We start from the raw sequence: 15,924 nt of genomic DNA, 5'->3' as shown, positions 1-15,924 counted from the left end.
GATTTAACCCCGTGCAGCAAGATTCGTTCCACTTCGGTTGTGCGCTATTACTTATGAGGGTGCTGTTAAACTACTCCCCGGAAAAGTAGCGGGGGCCGTGGTTGAAGATCCTCTGACGATGGTAGAACGATTGAAGTCCCCCTCTTTTCTCTTGCAAGTGGCAATGGATGTTAATGATCCGGAGTGGACTGATGCAATCAATGCGGGTGGTGGCACAACAATTCTGACCGCGTTGGTTCCAAAAACAAATCCCGGATTGGTCGAGTTGAAGGTAAAGGCACGGTCCCAGGATGAGGCAAAAAAAATCGCATTAACTGCGACTAATTTTTTGACAAAACGGCAAGAAGAACAGGCAAGTCAAATCCTGAAAAAAATAAATTACGATCTTCTTTCCGTCAAGGAAAAACTGAAAAAGGCTGAAGCCGATCTTGTTCTGCTGTCCAAAACAATAGATTCAAAAGGTATGAAGGATGAAATTTTCAGTCAGTTATCTCTATTGACATCAATAAAGTTGCAGATGGATTCGGATGTATTCAGTCTGCGGCAGTCCATTTTTGCGATGGAAATTTCTCTGCTACCACCCGCGACCAGGCCAGCCCAGGTTTTGGAGGATATTTTTGTTTCCAGCAAACCCGTTTCGCCTAAGAAAAGGCTGCTGCTTGCACTTGGTTTGGTCGGTGGTTTGTCTGCGGGGGTGCTGGCAGTGTTTGTTTCAGGCGCGTGGCGAAAGGCGCGGGAACATCGTTAGCGAATGGGTTTCTGGCTGAGTCCGAAGCTGAGTCCGAGGCTGAGTCCGAAGCTGAGTCCTTATCGCACTCCCCTACGGGCTTCACACCCAATAAAGAACTCTCAGCGCTTCAAGTGCGGAAAAAAACCCGGCGGCTCGTGGCTATCAAGAACTTGCACTTGCCTCCCGCGCAACTTTCGTGTGCAATGCCTCACTCAATTATCCTTAACTGACCCCCATGGCCGAAAGCAAGAAATACCAGATCGCGGCGAGCGCGGTTCCGCAGTTCATTGCCGATCAATCCGATCCCGCCAGTGAGAGCTATGTTTTCGCCTACACCATCACCATTGAGAATGTCGGAACCGTGCCGGCACAGTTGATCTCTCGTCACTGGATCATCACTGATGCCCACGAACGGGTCCAGCAAGTGCGCGGCCTCGGTGTGGTCGGACAGCAACCCTTGCTCAAGCCCGGCGAGAAGTTTGAATATACCAGTGGCTGCCAAATCGACACGCCTGTCGGCACCATGCGCGGGAGCTACCAGATGACTGCGGAGGACGGTACCCAGTTCGAAGCTGTGATTCCCGAGTTTACGCTAGCCATCCCACGCGTGCTGCACTGAGTCAAGGCGGGGGAACTGCGGTAAGTGGTTTGGGTGGCAACCCCACTGCTGAACCGAGAAACACCCGCGACAACGCAAGTTTAGCGGCGGGAGTTTTCATTGGGCTTTATTCAGAAAAGGATCTAGAAGATGAGAACAGTCGGTTTTCGTAAAGAACGTCCGATCAGCTTTATTGCTTCAGGTGTGTTGCTTGCCGAAGGTGCGCGCTTTAACGATGAAGTTCATCATTTGCCTACAGGCAACACAAACTTCATCCCCAAAGGGGTCTATCGGTTCATGACGCACGCTGAAGCAAATCGGCAACAACTGGACTGTCTGTCCAAAGGTATGGCGCAAATAGCTATGGAGCGTGCAGATGGAAGAATTTTGTAGGCCCGCATCACTCGATGACCTGAAGGCTCTAGTGCAGTCATTAAACCAGCATGGCGTCGAATACTTGCTTATTGGTGGGTATGCTTTATTCGTTCATGGTTATCACCGAGCAACAACGGACATTGACCTGCTGGTACCGGCGACACAGGCGGCTGGAAAAAAGGTGAAGGCCGCTCTGATGGTGCTTCCTGACCAAGCAGCCAAAGACCTTGATCCGGAGTGGTTTACCGAAGGCGACAACATCAGGGTGGCAGATGCCTTTCCCGTAGATATCATGCTAAATGCTTGCGGCGAAACCTACGAGACATTGCGGCAATTTGCGATAACGGTGGACTTGGAGGGCATCCCGGTTCACACAGTAAGCTTGGAAGGACTACTTCGTACCAAGCAAACGGTACGAGACAAGGATGTGTCCCTGCATGTTCTCGAACGGGCACTGGATACTTTCCGACAACATTTTAGTCAGTCCTAACTGCGGTAGTCGGCGTTGATCTTCACGTAGTCGTAGGAAAAATCGCAGCTATAGACGGTGCCTCTGGCTTGGCCGCGACCGAGATCGACGCGCACGGTGATTTCGGCCGCCTGCATGATGCGGGCGCCGTCCTCTTCGCGATACGAATCGGCACGCGCGCCCTTCTCGGCCACCAGAACTTCCTGGCCGTCGCTGCCTAGCCAGACGCGAACGCCGTCGACATCCAACGCGCTGATATCAGCGTAGCCGATGGCCGCCAGAATGCGGCCGAGGTTGGGGTCGGAGGCGAAGAACGCGGTTTTGACCAGGGGGGAGTGGCCGATGGCGTAACCGACGCGCTTGCATTCCTCGCGATCATTGCCACCTTCGACGGCAATGGTGATGAACTTGGTGGCGCCTTCACCATCACGGATGATGGCCTGCGCAAGTTCGAGCGCAACGCCAGTCACTGCAGTTCGTAGCGCGGCGTAACCGGGCGTGGCCGCAGCGGAAAAATGGGCGCCGGATTGACCGGTGGCGATCAGGATGAAGGAGTCGTTGGTCGAGGTGTCGCCATCGACGGTTATGCAGTTGAACGACTCGTCGGCCGCTTCGCGCACCAGTTGCCTGAGCAACGGTTCGGCGATGCCGGCATCGGTGGCCACGAAGCCGAGCATGGTGGCCATGTTGGGTTTGATCATCCCGGCGCCCTTGCTGATGCCGGTAATGCTGACTGTCTTGCCGTTGATTTCAACCCGCCGGGAGGCGGCCTTGGCCACCGTGTCAGTGGTCATGATGCCGTGTGCGGCAGCGTGCCAGTGGTCGGCCTTCAGATCGGCCACGCAGCGTGGCAGCCCGGCAATCAGCCGGTCAACCGGCAGAGGTTCGAGAATCACTCCGGTCGAGAACGGCAGTACCTGATTCGCGCCGACGCCAAACAGCTGGCCGACCGCAACGCAGGTCGCCTGCGCCGCCTGCAAGCCGGGTTCGCCCGTTCCTGCATTGGCAATGCCGGTGTTGATGACCAGCGCACGAATCTCGCTGCCGGAATCAAGATGGCTACGGCAAAGTTGCACTGGCGCCGCGCAGAACCGGTTTTGTGTGAACACACCGGCTACCGTGCAGCCGGGATCGAGCGCCAGCAGCGTCAGGTCGCGCCGGTCGGTCTTGCGGATGCCCGCTTCGGCGAGGCCAAGCTGGATGCCGGCGACGGGAAACAAGGCTTCAGGTGCGGGGGTTGTGAAGTTTACAGGCATTTTTTTCACCTCTCTTAACGCAGAGATCGCAGAGACGCAGAGGGCGCAGAGAAAACAAAGAACCCAGTGTCCTCTGCGTCTCTGCGCCCTCTGCGTTGAATGGGTTTAGTCGTTAGCTCAACTTTCCGTGGCACTGCTTGTATTTCTTGCCCGAACCGCAAGGGCAGGGATCATTGCGGCCTACTTTCGGCCCGGCATGAATCGGCTGGGCCTTCGCTAGTTCGTCGTCATCGCTGGTCCCGAGCACTTCATCGTAGCCGGCGTGGTGGAACTGGACGTTCTGCACCTCGGCATGCGGCGCGGATTCTTCGACATCCTCGGCACGCACCTGAACCGTCATCAGCAGCCGGTTGACTTCGACCCGTACGCTGTCGAGCAGCATCTCGAACAACTGGAAGGCCTCGCGCTTGTATTCTTGTTTCGGGTTCTTTTGCGCATAGCCACGCAGGTGGATGCCCTGGCGCAGGTGATCGAGCGCCGCCAGATGCTCGCGCCAATGGGTATCGACGCTTTGCAGCATCACATTGCGCTCGAACTGGTGGAAGCTCTCGGCGCCGACCTGTTCGACCTTGGCGGCGTAGGCGGCATCGGCCTCTTGAATAATGCGTCTGAGCATCGCCTCGTCGCCAAGCGTCGGTTCATTCTCGAACCATTCGACAATCGGCAACTGCAACTGCATCTCGGAAGCCAGTTCCTTCTCCAGCGCCGGCAATTCCCATTGTTCTTCGACACTATCGGTCGGCACATAACGTCGGAAGGTGTCGTACAGGACACCGTGACGCATGGCGGTAATGGTTTCAGTAATGTCGTCCGTTTCGAGCAGTTCGTTACGCTGCGCGTAGATGACTTTGCGCTGATCGTTGGCTACGTCATCGTATTCGAGCAATTGCTTGCGGATATCGAAGTTGCGGCTTTCGACCTTGCGCTGGGCTGATTCGAGCGAGCGCGAGACAAGCGGATGCTCGATCGCCTCGCCTTCCGGCATTTTCAGGCGCTCCATGATCGATTTCAGACGCTCGCCGGCAAAGATTCGCAGCAGCGCATCGTCCAGCGCGAGATAGAAGCGCGAGGAGCCGGGGTCGCCCTGACGGCCGGAGCGACCGCGCAACTGGTTGTCGATGCGGCGCGATTCATGGCGCTCGGAACCGATGATATGCAGGCCGCCGGAAGCCACGACCTGATTGTGCAATATCTGCCAGTCGGCGCGCACGGCAGCGGTACGCGCCTCCTTGTCGGCTGCGGAAAGCGTTTCGTCGTCGCGGATCAGTGAGAACTGCTTTTCGATGCTGCCGCCGAGCACGATGTCGGTACCGCGACCGGCCATGTTGGTGGCGATGGTGATCATGCCCGGGCGACCGGCCTGAATGACGATCTCGGCTTCGCGTGCGTGCTGCTTGGCGTTGAGGACCTGATGCGGCAGCTTTTCGCTGTCGAGCAAGGTCGACAGCAGTTCGGAGTTCTCGATCGAGGTGGTGCCGACCAGCACCGGTTGCCCATGCGCGCGGCAGGCGCGGATGTCGGCAACGATGGCGTCGTGCTTTTCCTTGGCGGTGCGGAAAATCTGGTCGTTATTGTCGATCCGGCACATCGGCTGGTTGGTGGGAATGACCACCGTCTCCAGTCCGTAGATCTGCTGGAATTCGTAGGCTTCGGTATCGGCCGTGCCGGTCATGCCGGCAAGCTTGCCGTACATGCGGAAGTAGTTCTGGAAGGTGATCGAGGCCAGCGTCTGGTTTTCGTTCTGGATCGACACACCCTCTTTGGCCTCAACCGCCTGATGCAGGCCGTCGGACCAGCGGCGACCCGACATCAGGCGCCCGGTAAATTCATCGACGATGATGACTTCGCCGTTCTGCACCACGTACTGCTGATCTTTCAGGAACAGCGTATGTGCGCGCAACGCGGCGTAAAGGTGGTGTATCAGCAGGATGTTGGCCGCATCATACAGACTGCCGCCTTCGGGCAGCAGCCCGACACGCGCGAGAATCTCTTCGGCGTGCTCGTGACCGGCCTCGCTCATCAGTACCTGATGACCCTTTTCATCAACCCAGTAATCGCCGGGGCCGTCTTCTTCCAGACAGCGCTCAAGCAAGGGCGCGACCTGGTTCATGCGCACATAGAGTTCCGTGTGATCCTCGGCCTGGCCGGAGATGATCAGCGGCGTCCGCGCTTCGTCGATCAGGATCGAATCGACCTCGTCGACAATGGCGTAGCTCAGCTTGCGCTGTACCCGCTCGCCGGAGGTGTAGACCATGTTGTCGCGCAGGTAATCAAAACCGAACTCGTTGTTGGTGCCATAGGTGATATCGGCGGCATAAGCCGCCTGCTTTTCATCGTGCTGCATCTGCGACAGGTTGACGCCGACCGAGAGCCCGAGGAAGCGATGCAGACGCCCCATCCACTCGGAATCGCGGCTGGCCAGATAATCATTGACGGTAATGATATGCACGCCATTGCCGGACAGCGCATTGAGGTAGGCGGGCAGGGTAGCCACCAGCGTCTTGCCCTCGCCGGTACGCATTTCGGCAATCTTGCCGTCATGCAACACCATGCCGCCAACCAGTTGCACGTCGAAGTGGCGCATGCCCAGCGCACGCTTGCCGGCCTCGCGAACAACGGCAAAGGCTTCCGGCAGCAAGGAATCCAGTGTCTCGCCATTGGCCACGCGGGTTTTGAACTCAGCCGTCTTGCCGCGCAATTCATCGTCGGAAAGCGCGCTGATGCCTGCTTCCAGCGCATTGACCTGACGGACGACCGCAGAGTATTGCTTGATCAGCCGATCATTGCGGCTGCCGAAAATCTTCTTGAGTAGGCCGGAAATCATTCTGGAGAGTGTTGGCGCGTAAAAAAAGGCGATTCTATCACGCCCAATCAACGCGCCGGTTCTTCAGCGTTTCTGTACCATGGCCATCGCATGCATCCTGTACGAGACCGATGTCAGGATTTGGTGGCATTCCAACCTGGCCTGGAACGTTTTGGCGGGAAGACGGCGCCATAGGTGGATGGCTTCAATCGATGGCTTGCCGGTCTATGGCGGGGGCACGGACTGACTTATGCCAACCGGCACCCAGGATTATGAGGCAGCAATAATGCATAGCCGATCGTTCGCTTGTCCCCGCAAGGATTCGAGAGTCAGCCGGGTTTTTGTGGCAATGAGAAATCCCATAATGCACGCCGGGTTTTCTTGCCATACGGAATAAAGGGTAAATCAAACGGTCATTTTCTTCCGGTTGGCATCTTTTCTTGCGCTACCCCCTTTATTTTTCTGTGTGAATGTGCGTAGAATAGGTCGCTCTGGGGAGGCAATCCACTGCTCCATTCATAACTTGTGGCGCTGCTGGCCGCCTCCAAAACCCCACGAATCGGAGAGAATATGTTTGAAGTGCGTATTCATGGCCGCGGCGGCCAAGGAGTGGTAACGGCAGCCGAGATGCTTTCAATTGCCGCATTTGAGGAGGGGCGTCATGCGCAAGCCTTCCCCAGTTTTGGTTCCGAGCGGACCGGCGCCCCCGTAGTCGCCTTCTGTCGCATCGCCGACAAGGAAATCCGGTTGCGTGAGCCGATCATGATGCCCGACGCGCTGATCATTCAGGATCCGACGCTGCTGTTCCAGGTCGATGTATTTTCCGGCCTGAAAAAAGACGGCTTCATCCTGATCAATACCAAGAGCACTTTCGAAGAGCTCGGACTGAGCGATTTCGTTCGCGACTGGCCGGCTGAGCGTTTGTGCACTTTGGCGGCGACCGATCTGGGACTCAAGCATGTCGGGCGTCCCATGCCTAACGTGCCGCTGCTGGCAGGCTTTGCCGCCCTCTCCGGCCTCATTGATCTTGAATCTGTGTTCAAGGCCATCAACGCAAAGTTTTCCGGCAAAGTGGCGACAGGCAATATCGCCGGTGCGACCGAAGCTTTCGAGCTGGTCCGGGCCAGAATTGAAAACGCCCGAAAGGAGGCTGCCCATGCTTAAGCAGACTGAAGGTTCACATGCCGTCGCCGAGGCCGTCGCCCTGTGCCGGCCCGAAGTAATCTGCGCCTACCCCATTTCTCCGCAAACGCACATCGTCGAAGGTATCGGCGAAATGGTGAAGTCCGGCGAATTGAAAGACTGCGAGTTTCTCAACGTCGAATCCGAATTCGCCGCCATGAGCGTCGCCATCGGTTCGTCGGCGGCCGGCGCCCGTACCTACACAGCGACCGCTTCCCAAGGTCTGCTGTTCATGGTCGAAGCCGTATTCAACGCCTCCGGCCTGGGCCTGCCAATCGTGATGACGGTGGCCAATCGCGCGATTGGTGCGCCAATCAACATCTGGAACGATCACTCCGATTCGATCTCGCAGCGCGACTGTGGCTGGATTCAGCTCTTTGCCGAGACCAATCAGGAGGCGCTCGACCTGCATATCCAGGCCTTCAAGCTGGCGGAAGAACTGTCGCTGCCGGTCATGGTGTGCATGGACGGCTTCATCCTGACGCATGCCTACGAACGCGTCGATGTACCGACCCAGGAGCAGGTTGATGCCTTCCTGCCGCCTTACGAGCCGCGCCAAGTGCTTGACCCCGCCGAACCGGTGTCGATCGGCGCCATGGTCGGACCGGAAGCTTTCATGGAAGTACGCTATCTGGCTCACGCCAAGCAGATGCAGGCGCTGGAACTGATCCCGCAACTGGCGGAAGAGTTCAAGGCCGGCTTCGGCCGTGACTCCGGTGGTTTGACGCGTTCCTACCGCGCCGACGATGCCGAAACAATCGTCGTCGCCATGGGTTCGATCCTGGGCACGATCAAGGATGTGATCGATGAAATGCGCGACGCTGGCGAGAAAATCGGCGTGCTCGGCATCACCTCGTATCGCCCCTTCCCGCTGGAAAATATCCGCGAGGCGCTGAAGAACGTCAAGCGCGTGGTGGTGCTGGAAAAGAGCTTGGCCGTGGGCATCGGCGGCATTCTAGCCTCCGACGTGCGCAAGGCGCTGCTCAAGCTGCCGATCGATGTTTATACCGTGATTGCCGGCCTCGGCGGACGCGCCATCACCAAGAAGTCCCTGCACGGCCTGTTCGACAAGATGCTGAAGGACGATGTCGAATCGATAACCTTCCTCGATCTGGATTGGGGCGTGGTCAACCGGCAACTCGAGCGCGAACGTAAGACGCGACGCTCCGGCCCGGCCGCGGAAAGCATGCTGCGCGACATCGGTACTGTCGCCTCAAAGATAGCCTAAAGGAGGCCAATCATGCCATTGCAAACCGTCAAGTTTTACCAGACCGGCACCTTCACCGTCGGCAATCGCCTGCTGGCGCCCGAAGAGCGCAGCGTGCAGGCCAACATGGAGCGCACCAACTCGCTCAACTCCGGGCATCGCGCCTGCCAGGGCTGCGGCGAGGCGCTCGGTGCGCGTTACGCCATCGATGCGGCGATGATCGCCAGCAAGGGTCAACTGGTGGCGGCCAACGCCACCGGCTGCCTCGAAGTATTCTCCACGCCCTACCCCGAAACCTCATGGCAGATTCCGTGGATTCACTCGCTGTTCGGTAATGCGGCGGCAGTCGCCACCGGCATCGCCGCAGCGATCAAGGTCAAGCGGCAGAAAGGCGTGATGGGCGATGTGCGCGTTGTTGCCCAGGGCGGCGACGGCGGTACCACCGACATCGGCTTCGGCTGCCTTTCCGGCATGTTCGAGCGTAACGACGACGTGCTTTATATCTGCTACGACAACGGCGGTTACATGAACACCGGCGTGCAGCGCAGTTCGGCCACCCCGCCGGCGGCGCGTACGGCAACCACCATGCCGGTCGGCCCGGAGCCAGGCAACAACTTCGGTCAGGGCAAGTTCATGCCGGCCTTGGCCATGGCGCACGAAATTCCCTACGTGGCCACGGCGACCGTCGCCGATCTGCGTGATCTCGAACACAAGGTCAAGAAAGCGATGACCTTCCGTGGCGCGCGCTACATCCAGATTCTTGTTCCCTGCCCGCTTGGTTGGGGCTCGGCTTCCCACGACACCATCCGGCTATCCCGCCTGGCCAAGGAAACCGGCACCTTCCCGGTGTTCGAAGCCGAGTACGGCGAAATCACCAGCTCATCGAAGATTCGCCGGCTGCTGCCGGTCGAGGAATATCTCAGGCCGCAGAAACGTTTTGCCCACCTGTTCGGCAAGACGCCGGCCGTAGCCACCATTGCCCGTCTGCAAGCACTGGCCGACAGGAATATTCGCAGATACCAGATGCTCGACAAGGAGGCGAAGTGATGGACAAGCCGTATGCAATTACACTCGATCCCGGCTCGTCGCTAGCCAATCACACCGGTTCCTGGCGTACCGAGCGACCGGTCTACATCGACCAGCTGCCGCCGTGCAACAACCAGTGCCCGGCCGGTGAAGACATCCAGGGCTGGCTGTTCCACGCCGAATCGGGCAATTACGAAAAAGCCTGGCAGCATCTGACCAAGGACAACCCTTTCCCGGCGATCATGGGCCGCGTCTGCTACCACAGTTGCGAAGGCGCCTGTAACCGCGCCCAACTGGACGCCCCGGTCGGCATCAATTCGGTCGAGCGTTTCCTCGGCGATGAAGCCATCAAGTGCGGCTGGAAGCTGGTCAAGCCGGCGGCCGAAACCGGCAAGCACGTCCTGGTCGTCGGTGCCGGGCCTTCCGGCATGTCGGCGGCCTATCACCTGCGCCGCCTCGGCCATCGCGTCACCGTCTATGAAGCCGGTCCGCTGCTCGGCGGCATGATGCGCTTCGGCATTCCGAAATACCGCCTGCCGCGCGACGTGCTCGATGCCGAAATGCAACGCGTCGTCGACATGGGCGTCGACGTCGTTCTCAATACCAAGGTCGATAGCATTCTCGACACGATGCAGGCCGGCAAGTTCGACGCCGCCTTCCTCGCCGTCGGAGCGCACATCGGCAAGCGTGCCTATATTCCGGCCGGTGAAGTCTCGAAAATTGTCGATGCCGTCTCCGTGTTGCGCAGCATGGAAGGCGAAGACAAGCCGATGCTCGGGCGTCGCGTCATCATCTACGGCGGCGGCAATACCGCCATCGACGTGGCACGTACCGCCAAGCGCATGGGCGCCGAGCCGATCATCGTCTACCGCCGCACGCGCGACAAGATGCCGGCACTTGACTTCGAAGTCGAAGAAGCGATGCAGGAAGGCGTCATGATCAAGTGGCTGTCGACCATCAAGGAAGCCGGCGATTCGAGCATCACCATTGAAAAAATGGAGCTCGACGCCACCGGCTTCCCGCAACCGACCGGCGTGTTTGAAACGCTGGCGGCCGATTCGGTGGTGCTGGCGCTTGGCCAGGATGTCGATCTTGGCCTGCTCGAAGGCGTACCGGGTCTCGAAGTGACCGATGGCGTCGTCAAGGTTTCTGCGAACATGATGACCGGTCACGCTGGCGTTTTCGCCGGGGGCGACATGGTTCCGGCTGATCGCAACATCACCGTCGCCGTGGGTCATGGCAAGAAGGCCGCGCGCAACATCGATGCCTGGCTGCGCGGCACCGAATACGTCGCTCCGCCGAAGCACACGGTGGCGACCTTCGACAAGCTCAACACCTGGTACTACGCCGACGCGCCGAAGACCGTGCGTCCGATGCTCGATATCATCCGCCGTCAATCAACCTTCGACGAAGTGCAGGGCGGCCTGGACGAAAGCACGGCGCTGTTCGAAGCACGTCGCTGCCTGTCCTGCGGCAACTGCTTCGAGTGCGACAATTGCTACGGTGTCTGCCCGGACAATGCCGTCATCAAGCTTGGTCCTGGCAATCGCTTCGAGTTCAACTACGACTACTGCAAAGGTTGTGGAATTTGCGTGGCCGAATGTCCTTGTGGCGCGATCAAGATGGAGCCGGAGAATACCTGAGCTCCGTTTCAACTGATCTTCGAGGCATCAAAACGGGGCGACCAGATCGCCCCGTTTTTTTCACCCTCCTGGCCGGTGATGCCGTCCGCTTGTTGTTGCCGTCATCACTGACGATGATGATTCGCTGGCGACCGTCGATGATGGCCGAAAGCTCATAGACGCCAGTCAGGGGAATAAATTTTGGCATGGCATTCAAAGTCATGGCGCTTTCCCCTGAAACGGTCCGTTATCACCCTGCCGATGGATTCCTCCAGGATTGCAGATCGGCGATGAGGCTGTCCGAAGCGAATATGGCTTGGATACCTGTACAAGTCAGCACCACTCAGTGACGACCTCCCCAGCCACGACCGTTATCGTGCCGGTCCCAATCGCGGCCGCGATGGTGGCGATCTCTCCTGTCATCCCGATCATATCCGCCTTGAACCACATACACCGGGCGCTGCTGGATACGAACTGGCTGGGAGTAATAGACCTGTTGCGGCGGGTAATACGCTGATTGCGCGTAATACACCGGTGCTGGTGCGTAGTACACCTGCTGCGGCGCGTAGTAGCCATGGGGCCGGTTGTTTTGCGATCCGATCGCCGCACCGGTAGCGGCACCGAGTGCACCGCCGACGATGGCGCCATCACGGCCGCCAACCGATTGGCCCACCAGGGCGCCCGCTCCGCCGCCCAGCACCGCGCCCCAAATGGTGTCGTCAGCCATTGCTGCATTGGCCGAGAGCAGGCAGATTGAAAGCGCCAGAGTGATTCGCAGATTCTTTTTCATGATGCTTCCTTTGCTTCGTAGTAAGTTCTATAGGCGATATAACGTGCCGGTGCCGGCATCGTTGACCGGCATTACAAACTGTTACGAGTTCAGCTTTCCTGGTGACAGACGGTTGCATGGCGTCTGCCGATAGTTGGCTGAGAACTTGTGAAAATATCAAAAATCCACCGCAGAGCCGCAAAGGCGCAGAGAAAACGCAGAGAAACCCCCTCTGTTTTTAAAGTTTTTCTCTGCGAAACCTCTGTGGCTCTGCGACTCTGCGGTGGGTGTTCAGGCATTTTCACAACCTCTCGGGCAATGAGCAGGTCAGGACAAATTGCCGGTAAATGGCGACTCTTGGAACAACCCGCAACGGGGTAAAATAGCGCGATGCCTGATTCCCGCTTCGTCCATCTCCGCCTGCACAGCGAGTATTCCGTCACCGATGGCATCGTCCGTCTGGATGATGCGGTAGCGCGTGCAGCCTCCTGCGCCATGCCGGCGCTGGCGCTTACCGATCTTGCCAACCTCTTCGGGCTGGTCAAGTTTTATACTTCGGCGCGCTACATGGGCGTCAAGCCGGTGCTCGGCAGCGATGTATTCCTGGCCAACAAGACCGACCCGGATCGCCCACATCGAATGCTTCTGCTTTGTCGCTCGCGACAGGGTTACCTGCAGCTTTGTGAACTCCTGACCCAGGCTTACCTGGCGCCGCGCATGCGTGGACGCGCCGAAATCACGCGCAAGATGCTGCGCGAAGTCGGGGTCGATGGGCTGATCGCGCTCTCCGGTGCCGGCGCTGGCGATATCGGCGAATCCCTGCTGCAGGGCAATGCTGAGCAGGCAGCGAGCCGGGCGCGTTACTGGGCGAGCTTGTTCCACGGCGCTTTCTATCTCGAAGTGCAGCGCGTTCACCCGCGCGGACAGGCGCAGCAGGAGTCATTGATTGCGGCCACCGCCAATCTGGCGGCCGATCTGGGCCTGCCGCTGGTGGCCACGCATCCGATCCAGTTTCTTGAGCGCGACGATTTCAAGGCGCACGAGGCGCGTGTCTGCATTGCCGAAGGCTATATGCTGGGCGATCCGCGGCGCCCAAAGATCTATACCGAAGAGCAATATTTCAAATCGCCGGAGGAAATGGCCGAGTTGTTTTCCGATTTGCCGGAAGCGCTCGAGAACTCGGTGGAGATCGCCAAGCGCTGCAATCTGCAAATCACGCTCGGCAAGAATTACCTGCCCGATTTTCCGACGCCGGAGGGCATTACCCTCGACGATTTTCTCTGCCGGGAAGCCGCGCTCGGCCTGGAAAAACGCCTGGAAAAGCTGTTCCCCGACCCTGCAGAGCGCGAGGCGCAGCGCCCGACCTACGAGGCGCGGCTGAAGATCGAGACGGCAACCATCGTGCAGATGGGCTTCCCCGGCTACTTTCTGATCGTCGCCGACTTCATCAACTGGGCGAAGAACAACGACGTTCCGGTCGGCCCTGGCCGGGGTTCTGGTGCCGGTTCGCTGGTCGCCTATTCGCTGGGTATCACCGATCTCGATCCGTTGCGTTACGCGCTGCTGTTCGAGCGCTTCCTGAATCCGGAACGGGTGTCGATGCCCGACTTCGATATCGACTTCTGCCAGGACAAACGCTGGCAAGTCATCGAGTACGTGCGCGAAAAATACGGCCAGGCGGCGGTGTCGCAGATTGCCACCTTCGGCACCATGTCGTCGAAGGCGGTAATTCGCGACGTCGGGCGCGTACTCGACCTGCCGTACAACTTCTGCGACCAACTCTCCAAGCTGATCCCGCTGGAGGCCAACAAACCGCTTTCGCTGGCCAAGGCCATCGAAGCCGAACCGCAACTGAAGGCCAAGCTCGAAGAGGAAGACGAGGTTCGCGACCTGTTCGACCTGGCCAGTCGCCTTGAAGACCTGGTGCGTAACGTTGGCATGCACGCTGGTGGTGTGCTCATTGCGCCGGGCAAGCTCACCGATTTCTGTCCGCTCTATTCGGCCGACGGCGGCTCCGTCGTATCCCAGTTCGACAAGGACGATGTCGAAAAAGTCGGTCTGGTCAAGTTCGACTTCCTCGGCCTGCGCAACCTGACGATCATCAAGCTCGCCGTCGATTACGTCGAAAAGCTGACCGGCCAGCGTCCGGACCTCGATGCGCTGACTTTCGATGACCCGCGCGCTTACCAGATTTTGAAGGACGCCAACACCACGGCGATCTTCCAGGTCGAATCCGAGGGCATGAAAAAGCTGCTCAAGAAGCTGGCGCCCGACCGCTTCGAGGACATCATCGCCGTGCTCGCGCTCTATCGCCCCGGCCCGCTGGGCTCGGGCATGGTCGACGACTTCATCCTGCGCAAGAAAGGCCAGCAGAAGATCGACTATTTTCATCCGGACCTGACTGCCTGCCTGTCGCCAACCTACGGCGTCATCGTGTATCAGGAACAGGTGATGCAGATCTCGCAGATCATCGGCGGCTACACGCTGGGCGGCGCCGACATGCTGCGCCGCGCGATGGGCAAGAAAAAAGCCGAAGAGATGGACAAGCATCGCGAAACGATCGCCGCCGGCGCCAAAAAGCTGGGCTACGATCCGGCGCTCGCCGAGCAGTTGTTCGACCTGATGACCAAGTTCGCCGAGTACGGCTTCAACAAGTCGCACACCGCGGCCTACGCCGTGGTCACCTATCACACCGCCTGGCTCAAGGCGCATCACTGCTCAGCCTTCATCGCTGCCACGCTGTCGTCGGACATGGACAACACCGATTCGGTGAAGATCTTTTACGACGATGCGATTGCCAACAAACTGACCGTGCTCGGCCCGGATGTGAACGCCTCGGAATACCGCTTCACACCGGTCGATCGCAACACCATCCGCTATGGCCTGGGCGCCGTCAAGGGTACTGGCGAGCAGGCGGTGACCTCGATTCTCAAGGCCCGCGAGAGTGGCGGAGATTACAAGGATCTGTTCGACTTCTGCCTGCGCGTCGATAAGCGCATGGTCAATCGGCGCACCATCGAAGGGCTGATTCGCGCCGGAGCCTTCGACTCGCTCGATGATCACCGGGCGCGCCTGATGGCTTCCGTCGGCATCGCCATGGAAGCCGCCGAGCAGGCCGATCGCAATGCCATGCAGGTCAGCCTGTTCGACGTCTTCGACAGTGCCACGAGCGCCGAACACGGACCGCAGTATCGCGAAGTGCCGCGCTGGAAAGAGCGGCAAAAGCTGACCGAAGAAAAGCTGGCACTTGGTTTCTTTTTCTCGGGCCACCCTTTCCATGGTTTCAAAGCCGAGGTTTCCCGTTTTGCGCGTAAACCGCTGGCGGCGCTGGAGGCCAGGAAAGAGCCGCAAATACTGGCTGGCCTGGTGGTCGGCGTACGCACCAAGTTCACCACGCGCGGCAAGATGGCTTTTGTGCAGATCGACGACGGCACGACCTTGCTGGAAGTCTCGGTGTTCAACGAGATTTTCGAAGCCGAACGCAGCAAGATCAAGAATGACGAAGTGTTGATCATCGAGGGCAAGGTGCAGCGCGACGACTTTGCCGGCGAGGGCAAGGTGCGCGTCATTGCCGAGCGATTGCTGACGCTGGCCGAGGCGCGTGGCCGCTTTGCCAAGCACCTTCGCCTGTCGCTCAACGGCCAGGCCAGCGGGCCGAATGCCCATGCCGCCGTGCAGCGCCTGCGCTCCCTGCTGGCGCCCTATACGCCCGGCAACTGCCCGGTGCGCCTGAGCTACCGCAATGCCGACGCCGTCTGCGAATTGATGCTCGGTGACAACAGCCGGGTGCGTCTCGAAGACGATTTGCTGGCCGCCCTGAGCGAGTGGCTGAGCAGCGAAAATGTCAGCGTCGACTACAGCTGAAATGTTTTTCTAGCGCCCATGAA

General features: G+C 58.9%; 13 protein-coding genes. 9 read left to right on the top strand and 4 right to left on the bottom strand.

The window, feature by feature from the left end:
- Positions 1 to 97: 97 nt before the first annotated feature.
- From ACOYNV_RS13540 to ACOYNV_RS13525, 4 genes are all read left to right on the top strand, one after another.
- On the top strand, positions 98 to 748 hold the full coding sequence (locus tag ACOYNV_RS13540; RefSeq protein ID WP_422900313.1) for a hypothetical protein: 651 nt from the start codon (positions 98 to 100) through the stop codon (positions 746 to 748).
- Positions 749 to 965: 217 nt separating this feature from the next.
- Positions 966 to 1,349, top strand: coding sequence for a Co2+/Mg2+ efflux protein ApaG (apaG, locus tag ACOYNV_RS13535; protein ID WP_422900312.1), 384 nt, complete (start codon positions 966 to 968; stop codon positions 1,347 to 1,349).
- Between the two features lie 129 nt (positions 1,350 to 1,478).
- On the top strand, positions 1,479 to 1,721 hold the full coding sequence (locus ACOYNV_RS13530) for a hypothetical protein (protein WP_422900311.1): 243 nt from the start codon (positions 1,479 to 1,481) through the stop codon (positions 1,719 to 1,721).
- On the top strand, positions 1,705 to 2,193 hold the full coding sequence (locus tag ACOYNV_RS13525; protein ID WP_422900310.1) for a nucleotidyl transferase AbiEii/AbiGii toxin family protein: 489 nt from the start codon (positions 1,705 to 1,707) through the stop codon (positions 2,191 to 2,193). Before ACOYNV_RS13530 ends, ACOYNV_RS13525 begins: the two co-directional genes overlap by 17 nt.
- On the opposite strand, the gene argJ is transcribed toward ACOYNV_RS13525, so the two are convergent.
- Together argJ and secA are read right to left on the bottom strand one after the other, a co-directional pair.
- Entirely contained in the window at positions 2,190 to 3,428 is a 1,239-nt protein-coding gene (gene argJ / locus ACOYNV_RS13520) for a bifunctional glutamate N-acetyltransferase/amino-acid acetyltransferase ArgJ (protein ID WP_422900309.1), read from the bottom strand. The genes ACOYNV_RS13525 and argJ overlap by 4 nt on opposite strands.
- 112 nt (positions 3,429 to 3,540) lie before the next feature.
- The gene (gene secA, locus ACOYNV_RS13515; protein ID WP_422900308.1) at positions 3,541 to 6,252 is read right to left on the bottom strand and encodes a preprotein translocase subunit SecA; all 2,712 of its coding nucleotides are present in this window, start codon (positions 6,250 to 6,252) and stop codon (positions 3,541 to 3,543) included.
- A gap of 549 nt (positions 6,253 to 6,801) precedes the next feature.
- Between secA and ACOYNV_RS13510 the strand changes: the two genes are divergently transcribed.
- Genes ACOYNV_RS13510 through ACOYNV_RS13495 form a run of 4 tightly spaced genes read left to right on the top strand, consistent with a single transcriptional unit; the run spans position 6,802 to position 11,289 of the window.
- Positions 6,802 to 7,395, top strand: a complete 594-nt coding sequence (locus tag ACOYNV_RS13510; protein ID WP_422900307.1) for a 2-oxoacid:acceptor oxidoreductase family protein — start codon at positions 6,802 to 6,804, stop codon at positions 7,393 to 7,395.
- The gene (locus tag ACOYNV_RS13505) at positions 7,388 to 8,641 is read left to right on the top strand and encodes a transketolase C-terminal domain-containing protein (protein WP_422900306.1); all 1,254 of its coding nucleotides are present in this window, start codon (positions 7,388 to 7,390) and stop codon (positions 8,639 to 8,641) included. The genes ACOYNV_RS13510 and ACOYNV_RS13505 overlap by 8 nt, the downstream gene beginning before the upstream one ends.
- 12 nt (positions 8,642 to 8,653) lie before the next feature.
- Positions 8,654 to 9,667, top strand: coding sequence for a thiamine pyrophosphate-dependent enzyme (locus ACOYNV_RS13500; protein WP_422900305.1), 1,014 nt, complete (start codon positions 8,654 to 8,656; stop codon positions 9,665 to 9,667).
- The gene (locus ACOYNV_RS13495; RefSeq protein WP_422900304.1) at positions 9,667 to 11,289 is read left to right on the top strand and encodes an NAD(P)-binding protein; all 1,623 of its coding nucleotides are present in this window, start codon (positions 9,667 to 9,669) and stop codon (positions 11,287 to 11,289) included. The genes ACOYNV_RS13500 and ACOYNV_RS13495 overlap by 1 nt, the downstream gene beginning before the upstream one ends.
- Here the strand turns inward: ACOYNV_RS13495 and ACOYNV_RS13490 are convergent.
- Complete coding sequence (locus ACOYNV_RS13490) at positions 11,264 to 11,491, bottom strand: hypothetical protein (RefSeq protein WP_422900303.1); 228 nt, start codon at positions 11,489 to 11,491, stop codon at positions 11,264 to 11,266. The genes ACOYNV_RS13495 and ACOYNV_RS13490 overlap by 26 nt on opposite strands.
- 120 nt (positions 11,492 to 11,611) lie before the next feature.
- The gene (locus tag ACOYNV_RS13485) at positions 11,612 to 12,058 is read right to left on the bottom strand and encodes a glycine zipper domain-containing protein (protein ID WP_422900302.1); all 447 of its coding nucleotides are present in this window, start codon (positions 12,056 to 12,058) and stop codon (positions 11,612 to 11,614) included.
- Positions 12,059 to 12,427: 369 nt separating this feature from the next.
- Here ACOYNV_RS13485 and dnaE point away from each other — a divergent pair, with 369 nt between their 5' ends.
- Positions 12,428 to 15,901: a DNA polymerase III subunit alpha gene (gene dnaE / locus ACOYNV_RS13480; protein ID WP_422900301.1), complete on the top strand. Its 3,474-nt coding sequence runs from the start codon at positions 12,428 to 12,430 to the stop codon at positions 15,899 to 15,901.
- Positions 15,902 to 15,924 lie beyond the last annotated feature (23 nt).

Origin of the sequence: Propionivibrio sp. (assembly GCF_049316945.1) — a bacterium.
In the GTDB taxonomy this organism is placed as follows: Bacteria; Pseudomonadota; Gammaproteobacteria; order Burkholderiales; family Rhodocyclaceae; genus Propionivibrio.
This window is presented reverse-complemented; position numbering and strand designations above follow the sequence as displayed.

Bases quoted from the DNA above. Each gene is read 5' to 3' on its own strand.
- apaG (WP_422900312.1), top strand. From the start codon at position 966: ATGGCCGAAAGCAAGAAATACCAGATCGCGGCGAGCGCGGTTCCGCAG.
- ACOYNV_RS13530 (WP_422900311.1), top strand. From the start codon at position 1,479: ATGAGAACAGTCGGTTTTCGTAAAGAACGTCCGATCAGCTTTATTGCT.
- ACOYNV_RS13525 (WP_422900310.1), top strand. From the start codon at position 1,705: ATGGAAGAATTTTGTAGGCCCGCATCACTCGATGACCTGAAGGCTCTA.
- argJ (WP_422900309.1), bottom strand. From the start codon at position 3,428: ATGCCTGTAAACTTCACAACCCCCGCACCTGAAGCCTTGTTTCCCGTC.
- secA (WP_422900308.1), bottom strand. From the start codon at position 6,252: ATGATTTCCGGCCTACTCAAGAAGATTTTCGGCAGCCGCAATGATCGG.
- ACOYNV_RS13510 (WP_422900307.1), top strand. From the start codon at position 6,802: ATGTTTGAAGTGCGTATTCATGGCCGCGGCGGCCAAGGAGTGGTAACG.
- ACOYNV_RS13505 (WP_422900306.1), top strand. From the start codon at position 7,388: ATGCTTAAGCAGACTGAAGGTTCACATGCCGTCGCCGAGGCCGTCGCC.
- ACOYNV_RS13500 (WP_422900305.1), top strand. From the start codon at position 8,654: ATGCCATTGCAAACCGTCAAGTTTTACCAGACCGGCACCTTCACCGTC.
- ACOYNV_RS13495 (WP_422900304.1), top strand. From the start codon at position 9,667: ATGGACAAGCCGTATGCAATTACACTCGATCCCGGCTCGTCGCTAGCC.
- ACOYNV_RS13490 (WP_422900303.1), bottom strand. From the start codon at position 11,491: ATGACTTTGAATGCCATGCCAAAATTTATTCCCCTGACTGGCGTCTAT.
- ACOYNV_RS13485 (WP_422900302.1), bottom strand. From the start codon at position 12,058: ATGAAAAAGAATCTGCGAATCACTCTGGCGCTTTCAATCTGCCTGCTC.
- dnaE (WP_422900301.1), top strand. From the start codon at position 12,428: ATGCCTGATTCCCGCTTCGTCCATCTCCGCCTGCACAGCGAGTATTCC.